Origin of the sequence: Phenylobacterium sp. (assembly GCF_030654915.1) — a bacterium.
GTDB lineage: Bacteria > Pseudomonadota > Alphaproteobacteria > Caulobacterales > Caulobacteraceae > Phenylobacterium.
Map to the genome: position 1 here is coordinate 1 of NZ_JAURWM010000197.1, position 15,199 is coordinate 15,199.

Here is a 15,199-nt window from a genome sequence, read left to right on the forward strand (position 1 = left end):
CGCCAACGTCTCGATCGCGGCGGAATAGGGCCGCGCAATATCGGCTTGTCCCGGCGATAGCCGGAGGCTAGGCGGCGCCGCGGCTAGGCCGGAGCGCCGCCTTCCATTTTGTCCGGACAACGGGCGCGCGATCCGCAAGGGCCGATGGTCGCGCGGGCTATGATCGCCGCCGAATAGCCCCATTTTATTCCCATCCCGTTCATGTGCCCGCGGGTAATTCTCGCGGACATTTTCATTTCATCGAACAGCAGTTATCCGTTTCGACCATGCGCGCCCTCGCCACAGCAATCATCGCCGCCGCCGTCATGACAGCCGCTCCCGCGCTCGCTGCGTCCCCGCCTGCGCCGACGCAGCGGATTGATCTGACCAAGATGATGGGTCGCTGGTACGAGGTGGCTCGCCTGCCCAACAAGATCCAGACCGGTTGCCAAGGCGGAACCTCCGATTGGCGGAAGGCCGGCGACGGCTATGCGGTGGTGCAGGCCTGCCACAAGGGTTCGTTGGCGGCGCCGGTGACCGAGTGGAAGGCCAAGGCCAAGGTCCTCGACGGCTCGACCAACGCGAAGCTGCAAATGACCTTCTTCAACGGCTTGGTGCGCCAGGAATACTGGGTGCTGGACCATCGCCCCGATCAGGGCTGGCTGATCCTCGGCACGCCCGGCGGCCGATCCATGTGGCTGATGTCGCAGCGTCCGACCCTTTCGGCGGGCGTGAAGGCCCAGGCGATGGCGCGCGTGAAGCAGCTTGGTTACGACGTCAGCCGGCTGGAATTCCCCCAACCCGCCCGGAACTGAGCCGAGAAGCCGTCCTCAGGGCTCTTGCCTCCCGAACGAAACCGGAACATGGTTTTGGCCATGGACGTCACGATCGTCACGGTCACCCGACCGGAAATCACCCTCAACGTCACGCGCGGCGCCGCTCGGCTGCTGACCGATCTCGGCTATGCGCCGCTCGCCGAGGTGACCTTGCCCAATGGGCGCCGCGCCGACCTGATGGCCGTGGGCCGTCGGGGCGAGATCGCCATCGTCGAGGTGAAGTCGGGTCTGGACGATTTCCGTGTCGATCGAAAGTGGCATGAATACCTGCCCTATTGCGACAGCTTCGCCTTCGCCGTGGCGCCGGAGTTTCCGCGTGAGATCTTGCCCGATGACCCCGGACTGATGGTCTGCGACGGGTTCGGCGGCGCGGTGCTGCGTGACGCGCCGCTGACGCCCCTGGCGCCGGCGCGGCGCAAGGCTCTGACCATCGCCTTCGGCCGGATGGCGGCGATGCGCGCGGCTGGCGTCGTGGTGACGCAGTTGGAGGGGTAGGTCCCTACCGCGGCGCCCGTTTGGCCAGGATCCGCTGGAGGGTGCGGCGGTGCATGTTCAGGCGCCGTGCGGTTTCCGAGACGTTGTGGCCGCAAAGCTCATAGACCCGCTGGATATGCTCCCAACGCACGCGGTCGGCGCTCATCGGGTTTTCCGGCGGGGCCGGAACCTCGTCCTTGCGGGCGAGCAGGGCGCGGGCCACGTCGTCGGCGTCGGCGGGTTTGGAGAGATAGTCGATCGCGCCTGACTTCACCGCGGCCACGGCCGTGGCGATGTTGCCGTAGCCGGTCAGCATGATCACCTTGGCGTCAGGCCGCGCCTCGCGAACGGCTTCGACCACCTTCAGGCCGGTGCCGTCCTCCAGCCGCATGTCCAGAACCGCATAGGCGGGGGGGTGGGCCTTAACGGCGGCCAGGGCCTCGCCGACGCTACCGACCAGCACGGGCTCGAAGCCGCGTTGTTCCAAGGCGCGTCCGAGCCGCGTGCGCAGCGGCGCGTCGTCGTCGAGGACAAGCAAGCTTTTGTCCGGCAGGGCGGCGATATCGGCGGAGAGATCGGTCATTCGCAACCTCCGATAGGGGCGTTTTGCAGATGCGCCTCCTGCGGCATCATGTCGCTGCTTGCAGGGTATCTGCAAGGGCCTTCACGTTTGTTCGTCCGCGCCCTTGACCTCGATCCGCTTGCGCGGCCAGCGGGCGGCGACAATAGCGCCGCGCGGCCTGCCATTCTGGAAAGTCACAATCGCCCCGGTCCGTTCCAGCAGGGTCTTGGCGATGAAGAAGCCCAAACCCATTCCGATATGGCCTGTACGGCCCCCTTCGACCCCGGCGCGACTGGTCACATAGGGCTCTCCCAGCTTGGCCAGCACCTCCGGAGCGAAGCCGGGACCATCGTCGCGCACCTCGATCCCAACGGTGTCGGCGTCGAAGCGGACAGTGATCAGCACCTCGGAGGTGGCGAAGTCGACGGCGTTCTCGACGAAGGAGGTCATGGCGTGCAGGACCTCGGGCATTCGCCAGATGTCGGGCGCGGCGACGCCGGGGGCGCCCGAGACGATCGCCTCGACCCGCACGCCCTTCACGTCGGCATGGGGTTCGATCACCTCGTGCATGAGCTGCAGCAGGCTCATCCGCTCATGCACCTCGTCGGAGGCCTCGGCAGGGGCGTCGGTCAGGCGGCGTAGGATCTCGCGGCAGCGCTCGGCCTGGGCGATCAAAAGGTCGGCGTCCTCCTTGACGCTGGCTGTCGGCGCCTCGCGGGCCAGTTCCTTGGAGACGATGGAGATGGTGGCGAGCGGGGTGCCCAGTTCGTGAGCGGCGGCGGCGGCCAGCGCGCCCAGGGCCGAGAGCCGCTGTTCGCGGGCGAGCACCGCCTGGGTGACGTCGAGCGCCAGGGCCATGCGCGAGGACTCCTCGGCCGCCTGTCGCACCGTGCCGGTGATGACGATGATCCCGGCGATGTTGGCGACCGCGCAGCCGATCATGAAGGTGAGCGGCGGCGCAAAGCTGTCCTCGCCCATCGCCGGCAGCGGCCAGTGGACGAAGGCCAGCAGAATCGAGGCGATGATCGCCAGGCCGGCGAGGACGCTCACCGACCGCGACGTCAGTGTGGCGGCGGCCAGGGTCACCGGGGCCAGCAGCATCAGGATGAAGGGATTAGCCGTGCCTCCGGTCAGGAACAGCAGGACCGCGATCTGGCCGATATCGAAGCTGAGCTGCGCGACCGCCTCCCATCCTCCGATCAGCCGCTGGCCGGGAGAGGCCACGCCAGTCAGCAGATTGACCCAGGCCGAGGCGCCGATCACGGCCAGGCACAGGGCGTAGGGCATCGCAAAGCCCAGCAGCAGGCTGGCGAGCAGGAAGACCAGGGCTTCCCCAGCGATGATCATCCACCGCAGGCTGACCAAGGTGCGCATCCGCAGGCGCCCGCCGCGCTCGCTGACGCCGTCCCAGCCGTCGACCCCCCAGTCTCCGACGCCTTGCGTGAGTTCGGGGCTTTGCCTATCGAGACCGGGCGGCGGCGGTGTCCTCATGGAGGAGATCATGCCCCGAGCATCGCCCCGAACGCCGCCGCTGACGAGCCCAAAGGTAAAGTCCATGCCCCGCCGCATTCCGATCCTGATCGCAGCCTGCGTCCTAAGCCTGATCTTTCTAGGCGCGGTCGCCTGGAAGACCGGCGTCTTTGAGGCTCCCGCGCCGGCCGCGGTCGGGGGGCCGTTCCAGCTGGTCGATCAGAACGGCAAGCCGGCCGACGAGTCGCTGCTGAAGGGCAAGTGGACCGTGGTGTTCTTCGGTTTCACCTATTGCCCGGACGTCTGCCCGACGACCTTGCAGGCGCTGGCCGCGGCCCAGCAGCAACTGGGGCCCAAGGCCGACAAGCTGCAGGTGGTGTTCATTTCGCTCGATCCGGCCCGCGACACCCCGGCCCAGCTCAAGACCTATCTTGGCTCCGACACTTTCCCGAAGGGGATCATCGGCCTGACCGGCACACCTGAGCAGGTGGCCGCCGCCGCCAAGGCCTATCGGGTCTATTTCAAGAAGAATGGCGAGGGCGCCGACTATCTGGTCGACCATTCCACCGCCGCCTATCTGATGGACCCCAAGGGCCGCTTTGATCGGGTGATCCCGTTCGGCGTCTCGCCTGAGGAGATCGCCCGCCAGGTCTCCGAGGCGATGCGCTAGCGGCGCCTCGTCAGCGGGCGGAGCGTCCAAGCGCCGCAGTGGAACGGTTTAGGTCTGGACTCTCTTAATATCCGACGTGCTATGCTGCGCTGCAGCAAAGAGGACTCTCGGATGCTCTACTCGCTCTACGAGGCCAGTTACTACGCCACCACCCCGCTGCGGTTCGCGGCGCGTGCGGCCCGCGGCTTCTGGTCGTCGCCGCTGAACGCCGCCAAGGACAGCGATCTGGGCCGGCGAATTTTCGCCAACGCCGATCTGTTCGCCAACCTGACGCGCCGGTATGGCCGCCCGGCGTGGAACATCGATTCGGTGCAGATCGAGGGACAGTCGGTCCGCGTGCGTCAGACCGAGGTCTGGTCGAGCCCGTGGGTCAAGCTCACCCATTTCACCCGCGACATGTCCGACATGCGCCGGGCCGGGCGCCGCGAACTGGAGCCGGCGGTGTTGATCGTAGCCCCGCTGTCGGGCCACTACGCGACCCTGCTGCGCGGGACCGTCGAGGCCTTCCTGCAAGATCATGAGGTGTTCATCACCGACTGGTCGAACGCCCGCGACGTGCCGTTGGTGGAGGGTCGCTTCGACTTCCACGACTATGTCGATCATGTCCGCGAGATGCTGCGCCAGCTGGGTCCGCGCCCGCACGTGGTCGCCGTTTGCCAGCCCGGCCCAGCCGTGCTCGCCGCCGCCGCGTTGATGGCGGAGGACGGCGAGGAGAGCCGCCCAGGCACGATGACGATCATGGGCTCGCCGATCGATGCGCGCCTGTCGCCGACGGTCACCAACAAGCTGGCGGAGGAAAAGCCCTTCGCCTGGTTCAAGTCGAACATGATCGACACCGTGCCCGCGCCCTATCCGGGCATGGGGCGGCGGGTCTATCCGGGCTTCGTGCAGCTTTATTCGTTCATGTCGATGAACGCCGAAAAGCACCAGGACGCCCACAAACAGTACCTGGAAGACCTGATGAAGGGCGACGGCGACGCCGCCGAGAAGCATCTGGAATTCTACGACGAGTACCTTTCGGTCCTCGACCTGCCGGAAGAATTCTATCTTCAGACCATCGACTATGTGTTCCAGCAGTATCTGCTGCCGAAGGGCGAGTTGGTCCACCGCGGCCGACCCATCCAGCCCGGCTCCATCCGCGATATCGGCCTGCTGACCGTCGAGGGCGAGAACGACGACATCTCCGGTATCGGCCAGACCCAGGCGGCGCACACGCTCTGCACCGGGCTTTCTGACGACTTCAAGGAAGACTACGTCCAGCCGCATGTCGGCCACTACGGGGTCTTCAATGGTCGCCGCTTCCGCGAGGAGATCTATCCGCGCGTGCGTGCGTTCATCCGTCGTCAGGAAGCAGGCCTCGAAAAGGGCCGCGACGCAGCCTAAATTGGCGTCATGAGTCTTTTCGGCCGCGCGCTTGCGGACGGCGACCGGCTGGAAGTGGCTGGCGCCGTCGTCCGTCTCAAGGTCCATCGCAGTGCGCGCCGGGTCTCGCTTCGGCTTGATCGCACCAAACGCGAGATCGTCGCCACCGCGCCGACTCAGCGGCGATTGGCGGAGGCCGCGGCCTTCGCACGTGACCGCGCCGCCTGGATCGCCGAGCGCCTGGCCGAACTTCCGCAGGCCGAGGCGGTGGCGCCGGGCATGACCATCCACCTGTTCGGCGAGCCGTGCCTTCTGGCGGCCAGTGACAAGCCGGCTCGTCTGCACCCAGCGACCGACGCGTCGTCGATGTCGATCGCCGCGCGCGGCGAAGGCGCGGTCTACGCCAACGCCGTGGTGCGGATCATTCGGCGCGAGGCGCTGCGGGTGTTCACCGAGCGCACCGCCTTCTATTGCGACCAGCTGGGCGCCAAGCTGCCCAGTGTGACGATCATGGATGCGCGAGCTCGCTGGGGCTCGTGCCGTCCTGGCCTGCCGGGCAAGCCGGCGGCGATCCGCTACTCCTGGCGACTGGCGCTGGCTCCGTTCGAGGTCGCCGACTATGTGGCCGCCCACGAGTGCGCCCACCTGCTGGAGCTCAATCACGGCCCGCGGTTCTGGGGGCATGTGAAGACCCTGGTCGGCGATGAGCGGCCGCATCGCGCCTGGCTGCGGGCCGAGGGCGCGCGGCTGCACGCGTTTGGGCGCTAACCCCCTCAAGATTACCGCGAATTATCTATGACCAGCGCTGATCCGGCGACAGAAGGAGCCGGACGGATGAGCGCTGAAGCCTTCGTCGCCCTGGAGCCTGCCGCGTGATCGTCCTCGCCGCCGCCGCGTCCCTGACGCTGGCCGCCCCCGAACTGCCGCCCCTGCCGCCGATCACCCGCGACCCGCAGGTGACCTATGTCGACCGGTCCGGCGCCGTGTTGGGCGTGCGCGGCGGCCGCTATGCGCCGCCGGTCGATTTGGCCAAGCTGCCGGCCTATGTGCCGGCGGCCTTCATCGCCATCGAGGATCGCCGGTTCTACACGCACAGCGGCTTTGATCCGGTGGGCATCGGCCGCGCCATCCTGGACGGGGTCAGCGAGGGGCGCGCGACGCAGGGCGCCTCGACCATCACCCAGCAGTTGGCCCGCAACCTGTTCCTGAACGCCGACCGCACGGTGGAGCGCAAGGCCAAGGAGCTGGTCTGGTCGATTCAGCTCGAGCGAACCTATTCCAAGAAGCAGATCCTCGCGCTCTATCTGAGCCGAACCTACTACGGCGCGGGCGCCTATGGCCTGGAGGCGGCTTCGCGTCGCTACTTCAACAAGCCCGCCGCGCGGCTCTCCTTGCGGGAGGCCGCGACCCTGGCCGGGGTGATGAAGTCGCCGACCAACTATAATCCCATTCAGCATCCCGAAGCTTCGGCCCAGCGCGCGGCCCTGGTGCTGGACGCCATGGTCGAGACCGGGGCGATCACCCCAGCCGAGCGCGCCAAGGCGATGGCCGCGCCGCTGAAGGTCTGGAACTCGGCCCCCACCGCTCCAGCCCAGTATTTCGTCGATTGGCTGGACGCTCAGCGCCGCCAGATCCTGCCGCAGCCCAAGCAGGACATGGTGGTCGAGACCACCATGGATATGGCGATGGAGACCGCCGCCGCCGATAGCGCCCGCGCCGTGCTGGCCCGCTACAAGGTCGAGTCCGTAGGTCAGGCCGCCCTGGTGGCGCTGGACGGCCAGGGCCGAGTGCGGGCGATGATCGGCGGCGCCGACTATGCCGCCGGTCCCTATAATCGCGCCGTCACCGCGCGGCGCCAGGCAGGCTCGGCCTGGAAGCCCTTCGTCTATCTGACCGCGCTGGAGGCTGGCCGCACCCCCGAGATGGCGGTGGTGGACGAGCCTCTGACGATCGGCAATTGGTCACCGCAGAACTATGCCGGGGGCTACCTTGGCCAGATCACCCTGGAACAGGCGGTCGCCCAGTCGGTGAACACGGTCGCCGTGCGCACCGCCGACGAAGTCGGCCGCGCCAATGTGGCGGCGACGGCGCGCCGGCTCGGCATCGCCTCGCCGATCAACACCGATCCGGCCATGGCGCTGGGCACCACATTGGTCTCTCCGCTGGAGATGACCCAGGCCTATGCCGCGTTCTCGAACGGCGGGATGCGCGTCGCGGCCTATGGCATCGAGAAGATCCGCACCAACGGGGGCCAGGTGATCTATCAGCGCAAGGCGGCTCCGCCGGTGCGGGTCATCGCCAATCCCGCGCTCAGTGAGATGAACCGGATGCTGCGGACGGCTGTCGCCTCGGGCACCGGCGGGCGGGCGAAGATCGCCGGCTATGACCTGGCTGGGAAGACCGGCACCACCTCGGACTACGAGGACGCCTGGTTCGCCGGCTATAGCGGCGGCTTCACCACGGTGGTCTGGATGGGCCGTGACGACGGCGCCTCGATGGGGCGGATCACCGGCGGCAGCGCCCCGGCCGAGCTATGGCGTGGCTTCATGACCGTGGCGCTGAAGCGCGGCCCGGCCCAGGCGATCCCCGCCGGGGCGCCCGCGCCTGTGGCGGAGCCGCCGCCAATCGAGGTCTTGGTCCCCGTGGCCGACGAGCGTTTGGAGGCGCCCGCCGAACTGCCCGCGCAGGCGCCGCAAGACCCGCCGATCTAGAACGGAACGTCGTCGGCCGGGGCCTTGTCGGCGGGAGCGGCGGGCTGGCTGCCGCCGATCGCGTCGGCGATGCCGTCGACCAAGTCGCCGATCGGGTCGGAGGCCGGCGCGGGCGGCTCGACCGTCCCGCCTGGAATGGGTTGGGCCTTCAGGCGGGGCAGAGCCGCGGACATGAAGTCACGCCAAATGCCGGCCGGGGCGTTTCCGCCGGTCACCCGCTTCATCGGCTTGTTGTTGTCCTTGCCGACCCAGACGGCGGTGACGAAGCCGCCCGTATAGCCGACGAACCAGGCGTCGCGATAATCGCTGGTGGTGCCGGTCTTACCGGCCAGGTCGAAGCCTGGGACCTTGGCGCGCGTGCCGGTGCCGCTTGAGACCACCTGGCGCATCATCTGGTTCATGTACTGCAGGGCGGGCGAGCCGATCACCTGTTGGCGGGCGTTCTTCTCGACGCTGTGGTCGTAGAGGATCTTGCCGCTGGCGGTGCGGATACGCTGAATGCCGTAGCCCTTGGCCAGGAAGCCGCCGTTGGAGAACGGCGCATAGGCCTGAGCCATCTCCAGCGGGCTCACCTCGACGGCGCCCAGCGCCATAGAGGGATCAAGCTGGATGTGGGAATTGATGCCCAGCCGCTTGGCGGCGGCGGCCACATTGCCGGTGCCGACGTCATTGGCCAGGCGCGCGGCGACGGTGTTGATCGACTGGGACATGGCGGTCTGCAGCGTCATTGGGCCGCGAAAGTCGCCCGTATAGTTGCGCGGCGACCAGTTGCCGATCTTGATCGGCTCATCGACCACCATGTCGGCCGGCGTGCGGCCCGCCTCCATGGCGGCCAGATAGACGAAGGGCTTGAAGGCCGAGCCGGCCTGACGCCTTGCTGTCGTCGCGCGGTCGAACTGGCTCTCGGTATAGTCGCCGCCGCCGACATAGGCGCGGATGCGGCCCTCGCCGTCGATGGCGACCAGCGCCCCTTGCTCGACGCCCTGAGCCTTGCCGGCGGCCAGGCCCTTGCGCATCGCCTGCTCGGCGGCGGCTTGGATCGGCAGGTCTAGCGTGGTCTCGACCACCAGGTCCTCGGTCGGTTCGCCGACGAGGCTGCGGACCTGGTCGTCGACATAGTCGGTGAAGTACTGGGCGCGCTGGTTGGCCAGGGTCGGGTTGACGCGGACCGGGGTCTTGAAGGCCTCGTCGCGTTCCTGCGGGGTGATCGCGCCGGTGCGGACCATTTCGTCGAGCACGATGGTGGCCCGGCGCTCGGCGCGGTCGGTGGCCGAGACCGGCGAATAGCGGTTCGGCCCCTTCATCATGCCGGCCAGCAGGGCGCTTTCGCCCAGAGTCAATTGCGAGGCGGGCTTGCCGAAGTAGCGCTGGGAGGCCGCCTCGATGCCATAGGCGCCGCCGCCGAAATAGACCCGGTTCAGATAGAGGGCGAGGATCTCCTTCTTGGTGAACTTCGCCTCCAGCCAGACGGCCAGGATCAGCTCCTGGGCCTTGCGCCGGTAGTTTTGGTTCGTGGTCAGGAAGAGATTGCGCGCCAGCTGCTGGGTGATGGTCGAGCCGCCGCGCAGGGGGCCGCCCTTGTTCTGCACATTGTAGATCTGCGAGCGGATGATGCCCCACGGGTTGAACCCGAAGTGGTAGTAGAATTGCCGGTCTTCGATGGCGATGAACGCCTTCGGCACATAGGGCGGCAGCTTGTCCAGATCGACCGGCGGCGCGTACTGGCTGCCGCGCACGGCCACCATCGCGCCCGAACGGTCGAGATAGGAGATCGAGGGCTGGCGCTCTACGTCATAGAGCTTCGAGGTGTCGGGCAGGTCGCTGGCGAAGACCGCGAAGAAGGCCGCCACGAAGATCAGCGCCCACACCCCGAGCACGGCCGTCCAATAAAGGAGGGCCTGTATGGGAGTGCGCTGGGCCGGCCGGCGAGGGCCCGGTCCTGGTTTAGCCATGTGTCGTCCTAAAAGGTTCGCCGATTACCCCGCCCGGGGCTCGAGAGATAACTTAGCGTGACCAGACGCGCGACAAGATTGACGAGATGTGAACGCGCGCGATCGCGAGCCCGTCCTTAGGTGTAGGGACGCGCAATAGTGAACGGCTCGACGCGAGATTCATGACGCCTTTCGACGCACATTAGCTGAGACGTTCGCCGCTCCGGGGCGCACATTGTGTGAGACTGAGATCACAATGATTGAGACCGACGCGCACTATTTGAGACCGACCCACGGTCGGTGAGACGCGTCTCAGAGCGGGAGGCATTGCGGGTGATCGCCATGGCGTGTGCGACGATCCTCCGCAATCCGACGACCGCTGCGCGCCGGATATCTGAACTGGATCGGTCGGAACGAGTATCACCTCGAAACGCACGTAAACGCCGGGGCGAGCGCCTTTGCAAGAGACCTAGCGCCTTGTCCGAGTGTCCCCGTGAAGCCTTAGGGGCAGGGCCAGGCTTCGCGGAATGCCAGACTGACCCCGGCGAGCATCGGCAGATCCGCAGCCTGCGGGGATCGGCGCGCCCATCCCGTGTAGAGGGGCGCCAGATCCTCCACCCGGTAGGAGACAGCACAGGTCCCGGCCTTGTGCCCTCCTGCGCCGAAAGCCTGCAGCGTGTCGGCGGCGGCCATGAGGTAGCCGGCGCACCAGCTCCGAGGGTCTGAGCCATTGACCTCGCAAACGGCCTGGAGCCCCGCCACAGTCATGGTGAGCGGTGGCCCGTTCGGGCCTACCCCCTGCAACGCTGTCGGCTCACGATCCTTGCCCGCCACGGCCCAAGTCACTCCGCTGGAGAGCGCGGCGGCCAAGACCGCCGTCGCCGCCATGCCGGCCCAGGTCCTCATGGCTTGGCGGCCTTGACGTGATCCAGCGCCGACCGAAGCCCGCGCCCGAGCATCAGCGCGTCGTCGTTCGCCCAGAAATGCATGAAGAACAGTCGCGGCTCGTCGTCCAGCATGTGGTTGTGGAGCGCGGTGACCTCTATGCCGTTCGCCCGAAGCGCCCGGATCACCGGGTTCACTTCGTCGGACGTCAGGACGAAGTCACCGGTGATGGCGGCCTTGCCGCCGCCGGTGGGCTGGAAGTTGATGACCGTGGCCGAGCCCATGGCTTCGGGCACCACAGCGCCGGCTTCCCGAACCGGCTCCGCGCGCGGAACACTGAACTGGTAGATGCCGCCCGTGGCCTTGCCCTTGTAGCCCAGCGTGCGGTCAAGGCCGGCCGTGTCGATCGCGGGAGCGGGCGTAGCGGGCGCGACCGTGGATGCCGCCCCCATCGGGGTCTTGCTTTGCGTGATCGCCTTCTGCAGCGCCGCGGCAAGCTTCACCGGATCTCCGTGACCACCTACGTGCATGTACATCGTGGCCGGCGAGGACCGCAGAAGGTGGTTGTGGAGCGCGGTCACTTCGAGGCCGTTTTCGACGAGAACCTTCATGACCGGGTTCACCTCCTCGTGCGTGAGAACCAGGTCGCCCATGACCATGGCGTGGTCGCCCATGTCCTGGAACGCAAGCCAGGATCCGAGCGCCAGCGCAGGCCTGATCGGCACCCCGTCCAGGGTCACCTTGAGATCGGTCCGCGGCATCCCGACTCGATAGACTCCGCCGGGCTGCACAGCGCCCTCTTTGCCCAGTGCGCGGCCCACGGCGGCCCAGTCAGGGGCCGCGCTCGCGGCTTGGCCAAAAAAGGCGCCGGCGACGAGCGTCAGCGTCAGCGTAATTCGCTTCATAGATATTCTCCTCGTTCGCCGCAGCGCCCGTGCGCTGCGGCTCATCAACACGGTTTCGACAGTCAACAACTTGTTGGGCCGGCTATGGGGACGTGGGCGTCCAGACTGGCGTCTGACCCCGCGGGGGGGCTTTGCTCACCCATAGGCGAACCAGCCCGCCGCCCCGGCGGCGAAGATCACGGCCACGATGTTGAGCTTGCTCTTCCAAAGATAAAGGATGGCAAGCGCGCCAGCAAAGATGACCAGGGCTGGCCAGAGCACCGGGACCCGTTCCGCCGTCGCCTGCCCGAGCTGCAGCGTCGTTGCGGCGATCAGGCCCACCACGCCGGCAGCGACGCCCTCCAGGAGCGCGTGCAGCTGCTTGACCTCCAGGACGGCTTCCAGACGATCGTAGAGGATCAGCGAGAACGCAAAGGCGGGCAGGAAAATCCCGGCGGTCATGGCTAGGGCGCCAATCGGGCCGCCGCCGACGTAGCCCACGAAGGTGGAGAAGATGATCAACGGCGCCGGCAGGATGCCCGAGAGCGCCAGACCGTCGAGGAACTGACCGTCGGTCATCCAACCCCGCCCCACCGCGTCGTTCCGGAGAAACGGGATGGCCGTGTACGCTCCGCCGAACGTCAGCAACCCGGCTTTGAGACCGGAGAGGAAGAGAGCCACCGGACCAGCCGATGCGCCGACGGCTTGCACATCGCCCGGTTGAACGCCCGGCGACCACCAGATGACGGCGGTCGCTAGGGCGACCCCGATGAACGCGCACACGAGCGCCAGAGATTGCCGACCCGATGCAGCAAGCGCATAGACCACCCCGGCGATGGGCAGCACGACCCAAAAGCTTGCGCCTAGGAGCGATGCCAACCCGACGCCGAGGGCCAGGCCCCAGAGCCACCGGTCGTTCAGCACATGTTCGCCGATCCGGTGCACCGCTCGCACGATCATGGCGACGACGCCCACCTGCACGCCGAGGAAGGCGGCGCCGAGCGCAGACGACTGGATGTCCATCGCGAAGTAGAGCCAGGACAAGGCGAACATCAGCAGGAAGCCGGGAAGCATGAACGCCAGCCCCGCGAGCATGCCTCCGAGCCGGCCCTTGGCGCGCATGCCAAGGTGAACACAGAGCTCATGGGCCTCTGGCCCAGGGAGAACCTGCATGACAGCGAGCAGGCGATTGAAGCGCGCGCTGGAAATCCAGCGTTCCTCCTCGACCAGTTCCTTCCGTAGCATCGCGATCTGGGCCACCGGCCCGCCCCAGGCCATCAGCCCGAATCGCAGGAAGCGTAAGAACAGCTGCGGATAGCTCAGCGCCGGCGGCTGCGGCTCGGCAGCCATATCGAGTTCGGCAGACGCGGTCATGCCATCACTCCGCTGTGGCTCAGATCGCACGCGCGATTGCGTGGCCGCGCTGAAGGATGGCTCGCGAAATCGCCCAAGCAAGGCGGACCGACCCGGCTTTCGCGGTGACGTTCGCTTGCTAGGAAAAAAGAAGCCCACGCGGGCTCGACGCACAAACCGAAATCCAAGGCACACGCTCCCCTGCGCGCGCCTTACGCGCACGCTCCAAGGAGCGGATCTTGGACGACCGGGCCGTCTAACCGGGCGATCCGCGATGGCCCGGTGGGCGATAGCTACCGCCTTGCAAGCGCGATTGGAAGGGCCTGCTCGTCCAATTGGCGCCGCGCAGCCCGTCAGGGCCACAGCCGCTCACGATTCGACATCGATGCGCATCAGGCGACGGCGCGGGCGAAGCGCGCGTTGTCGCCTCCCCAGGAGAACGCCTTCATGTAGGCGTCGACGTGAGCTCCCCGTAGTCCATGTGATAGGCGTGCTCGTACATGTCCAAAGCAAGCAGCGGCCGGCCATCGGCGATTTGGGTGTGGTCGGAGGCCCACTGATGGACAAGCCGCTGGTCGCGCTCGCTCCAGGCCAGCAGAACCCAGCCGGAACCGCCGCCGAGCGCCTTGCCCATGCCGGCGAACTCCGCCGCCCAGCTATCGTGGCTTCCGAAGTCACGTTCGATGGCGCTCGCGAGCGGTGCGACCGGCGCGCCACGTTCGCCGAGCCTTCGAAATGCACCTCGTGCAGGACCATGGAGTTCCAGGCGAACAGTTCCTCGCGCAGCTCAACGAAATCGCAGCAACAATTGCCCTGGCCTTTCAGCGCCGCGCGAAACCAGAGACGTCATTGAGACGCTAATCACGCCAATGGGCTCGCCCGCGTCACCCCCCAGGAAAACGGCCGGTTTCCTGACGGTCGCCGCAATTGGCCCAGGAGTGATCCTGCGCCACCAGAAAACCCGTTGCGGAAATGATCGCAAGCTTGCACCCTCCGATCTGTCTTTTCTGACGGAGCGGCCGGGTGCTGGTGGGTTACGTTCGCGTGTCCAAAGCCGACGGGAGCCAGACGTTGGCGCCGCAGCGTGACGCCATGGCCGCAGCCGGCGTCGAACCTGACCGCATCTATGAGGATTTGGCCTCCGGCCGGCGTGATGATCGGCCGGGACTGGCGGCCTGCCTCAAGGCGCTCCAGCCTGGCAATACCTTGGTGCTCTGGAAACTCGACCGGCTCGGCCGAGATCTCCGCCACCTGGTCAACACTGTCGATGAGTTGCGGACGCGCGGGGTGGGCCTGAAGGTCATCGCCGGAGCTGGCGCGCAGATCGATACGACGACGGCCAACGGCCGCTTGGCGTTCGGCATCTTTGCGGCCTTCGCCGAGTTTGAGCGCGAGCTGATCTCAGAACGGACCAACGCAGGCCTGGCCGCAGCGCGGGCCAGGGGACGTATGGGCGGCCGACCTCGCAAGATGGACCGGGCGACGTTGATGATGGCCATGGCGGCGATGGCTGACCGCGAGGCCAAAGCCACGGAGGTGGCCCGCCGCCTGGGTCTGACCACCACGACCCTCTATGTTTACGTCAACGGCGATGGAACGCCCAAGGCGGCGGGCCAGGCCCTACTCGATGCGCCAGCGGCAGTTCGGCCGCGCCAGCTTCAAGTGGCTGGCTGATGGCGCCGAGCACCAGCGTCCCCGTTGAGGCGCTGGTGATGCTCCGTCGGCGTCTGGCCGCCTTGCCGGCCAAACACCCTGATCGTCAGCAACTCTTGCTCTCCACCGGCACGCTCTACGGCGTCAGCCGGGCTACGCTGTATCGTCTGCTCCGTGGGGGCGGCCATCCCCGCCATGCACATCGCGCCGACCGTGGCCGGCCGCGGGTCTTGTCGGGCGCCGAAGTCGAAGGTTGGTGCGAGATCATCGCGGCGATGAAGGTGCGAACCACCAACCGAAAAGGGCGACATCTCTCAACGGTCCGCATTCTCGAATTACTAGAGAAGCATGGGGTCGAGACCCCGGACGGCCTGCAGAAGCTTCCACCTGGCAAGCTGACCGCTTCGACCATCAACCGTCACATGCGTC

13 protein-coding genes and 1 pseudogene are annotated in these 15,199 nt (G+C 67.1%); 8 read left to right on the top strand and 6 right to left on the bottom strand.

Features of this window, described 5'->3' with window-relative positions; genetic code table 11:
- Positions 1-266: 266 nt before the first annotated feature.
- Together Q7T84_RS10145 and mmcB are read left to right on the top strand one after the other, a co-directional pair.
- Positions 267-794, top strand: coding sequence for a lipocalin family protein (locus Q7T84_RS10145; protein WP_304808381.1), 528 nt, complete (start codon positions 267-269; stop codon positions 792-794).
- Positions 795-854: 60 nt separating this feature from the next.
- Positions 855-1,310, top strand: coding sequence for a DNA repair putative endonuclease MmcB (gene mmcB, locus Q7T84_RS10150; protein ID WP_304808402.1), 456 nt, complete (start codon positions 855-857; stop codon positions 1,308-1,310).
- A gap of 4 nt (positions 1,311-1,314) precedes the next feature.
- Here mmcB and Q7T84_RS10155 read toward each other — a convergent pair whose 3' ends face one another.
- Together Q7T84_RS10155 and Q7T84_RS10160 are read right to left on the bottom strand one after the other, a co-directional pair.
- The gene (locus Q7T84_RS10155) at positions 1,315-1,872 is read right to left on the bottom strand and encodes an ActR/PrrA/RegA family redox response regulator transcription factor (protein ID WP_304808383.1); all 558 of its coding nucleotides are present in this window, start codon (positions 1,870-1,872) and stop codon (positions 1,315-1,317) included.
- 81 nt (positions 1,873-1,953) lie between these two features.
- Entirely contained in the window at positions 1,954-3,408 is a 1,455-nt protein-coding gene (locus tag Q7T84_RS10160) for an ActS/PrrB/RegB family redox-sensitive histidine kinase (protein ID WP_304808385.1), read from the bottom strand.
- Here Q7T84_RS10160 and Q7T84_RS10165 point away from each other — a divergent pair.
- From Q7T84_RS10165 to Q7T84_RS10180, 4 genes are all read left to right on the top strand, one after another.
- A complete protein-coding gene (locus Q7T84_RS10165) occupies positions 3,407-3,991 on the top strand; it encodes an SCO family protein (protein ID WP_304808387.1) in 585 nt (194 codons plus the stop codon). The genes Q7T84_RS10160 and Q7T84_RS10165 overlap by 2 nt on opposite strands.
- A 111-nt stretch (positions 3,992-4,102) precedes the next feature.
- Positions 4,103-5,374 (top strand): polyhydroxyalkanoate depolymerase, encoded by a 1,272-nt coding sequence (locus Q7T84_RS10170; RefSeq protein ID WP_304808389.1) that lies wholly within the window; start codon positions 4,103-4,105, stop codon positions 5,372-5,374.
- 9 nt (positions 5,375-5,383) lie between these two features.
- The gene (locus Q7T84_RS10175; RefSeq protein WP_304808393.1) at positions 5,384-6,121 is read left to right on the top strand and encodes a M48 family metallopeptidase; all 738 of its coding nucleotides are present in this window, start codon (positions 5,384-5,386) and stop codon (positions 6,119-6,121) included.
- Positions 6,122-6,225: 104 nt separating this feature from the next.
- Positions 6,226-8,064, top strand: a complete 1,839-nt coding sequence (locus tag Q7T84_RS10180) for a transglycosylase domain-containing protein (RefSeq protein ID WP_304808396.1) — start codon at positions 6,226-6,228, stop codon at positions 8,062-8,064.
- Here the strand turns inward: Q7T84_RS10180 and Q7T84_RS10185 are convergent.
- From Q7T84_RS10185 to Q7T84_RS10200, 4 genes are all read right to left on the bottom strand, one after another.
- Positions 8,061-10,016 (bottom strand): transglycosylase domain-containing protein, encoded by a 1,956-nt coding sequence (locus Q7T84_RS10185; protein ID WP_304808398.1) that lies wholly within the window; start codon positions 10,014-10,016, stop codon positions 8,061-8,063. The genes Q7T84_RS10180 and Q7T84_RS10185 overlap by 4 nt on opposite strands.
- An 881-nt stretch (positions 10,017-10,897) precedes the next feature.
- On the bottom strand, positions 10,898-11,830 hold the full coding sequence (locus Q7T84_RS10190; protein WP_304808400.1) for a DUF1259 domain-containing protein: 933 nt from the start codon (positions 11,828-11,830) through the stop codon (positions 10,898-10,900).
- Positions 11,831-11,920: 90 nt separating this feature from the next.
- Positions 11,921-13,138 carry a chromate efflux transporter gene (gene chrA / locus Q7T84_RS10195; protein WP_171012804.1) on the bottom strand — a complete coding sequence of 406 codons (1,218 nt, stop codon included), beginning with the start codon at positions 13,136-13,138 and terminating at the stop codon, positions 11,921-11,923.
- Positions 13,139-13,562: 424 nt separating this feature from the next.
- On the bottom strand, positions 13,563-13,883 hold the full coding sequence (locus Q7T84_RS10200) for a Fe-Mn family superoxide dismutase (protein WP_205686844.1): 321 nt from the start codon (positions 13,881-13,883) through the stop codon (positions 13,563-13,565).
- 257 nt (positions 13,884-14,140) lie between these two features.
- Here Q7T84_RS10200 and Q7T84_RS10205 point away from each other — a divergent pair, with 257 nt between their 5' ends.
- Positions 14,141-14,791, top strand: coding sequence for a recombinase family protein (locus Q7T84_RS10205; RefSeq protein WP_101711775.1), 651 nt, complete (start codon positions 14,141-14,143; stop codon positions 14,789-14,791).
- Positions 14,791-15,199, top strand: a pseudogene (locus Q7T84_RS10210) (IS481 family transposase); the annotation flags it as partial. The gene Q7T84_RS10205 and the pseudogene Q7T84_RS10210, both read left to right, overlap by 1 nt.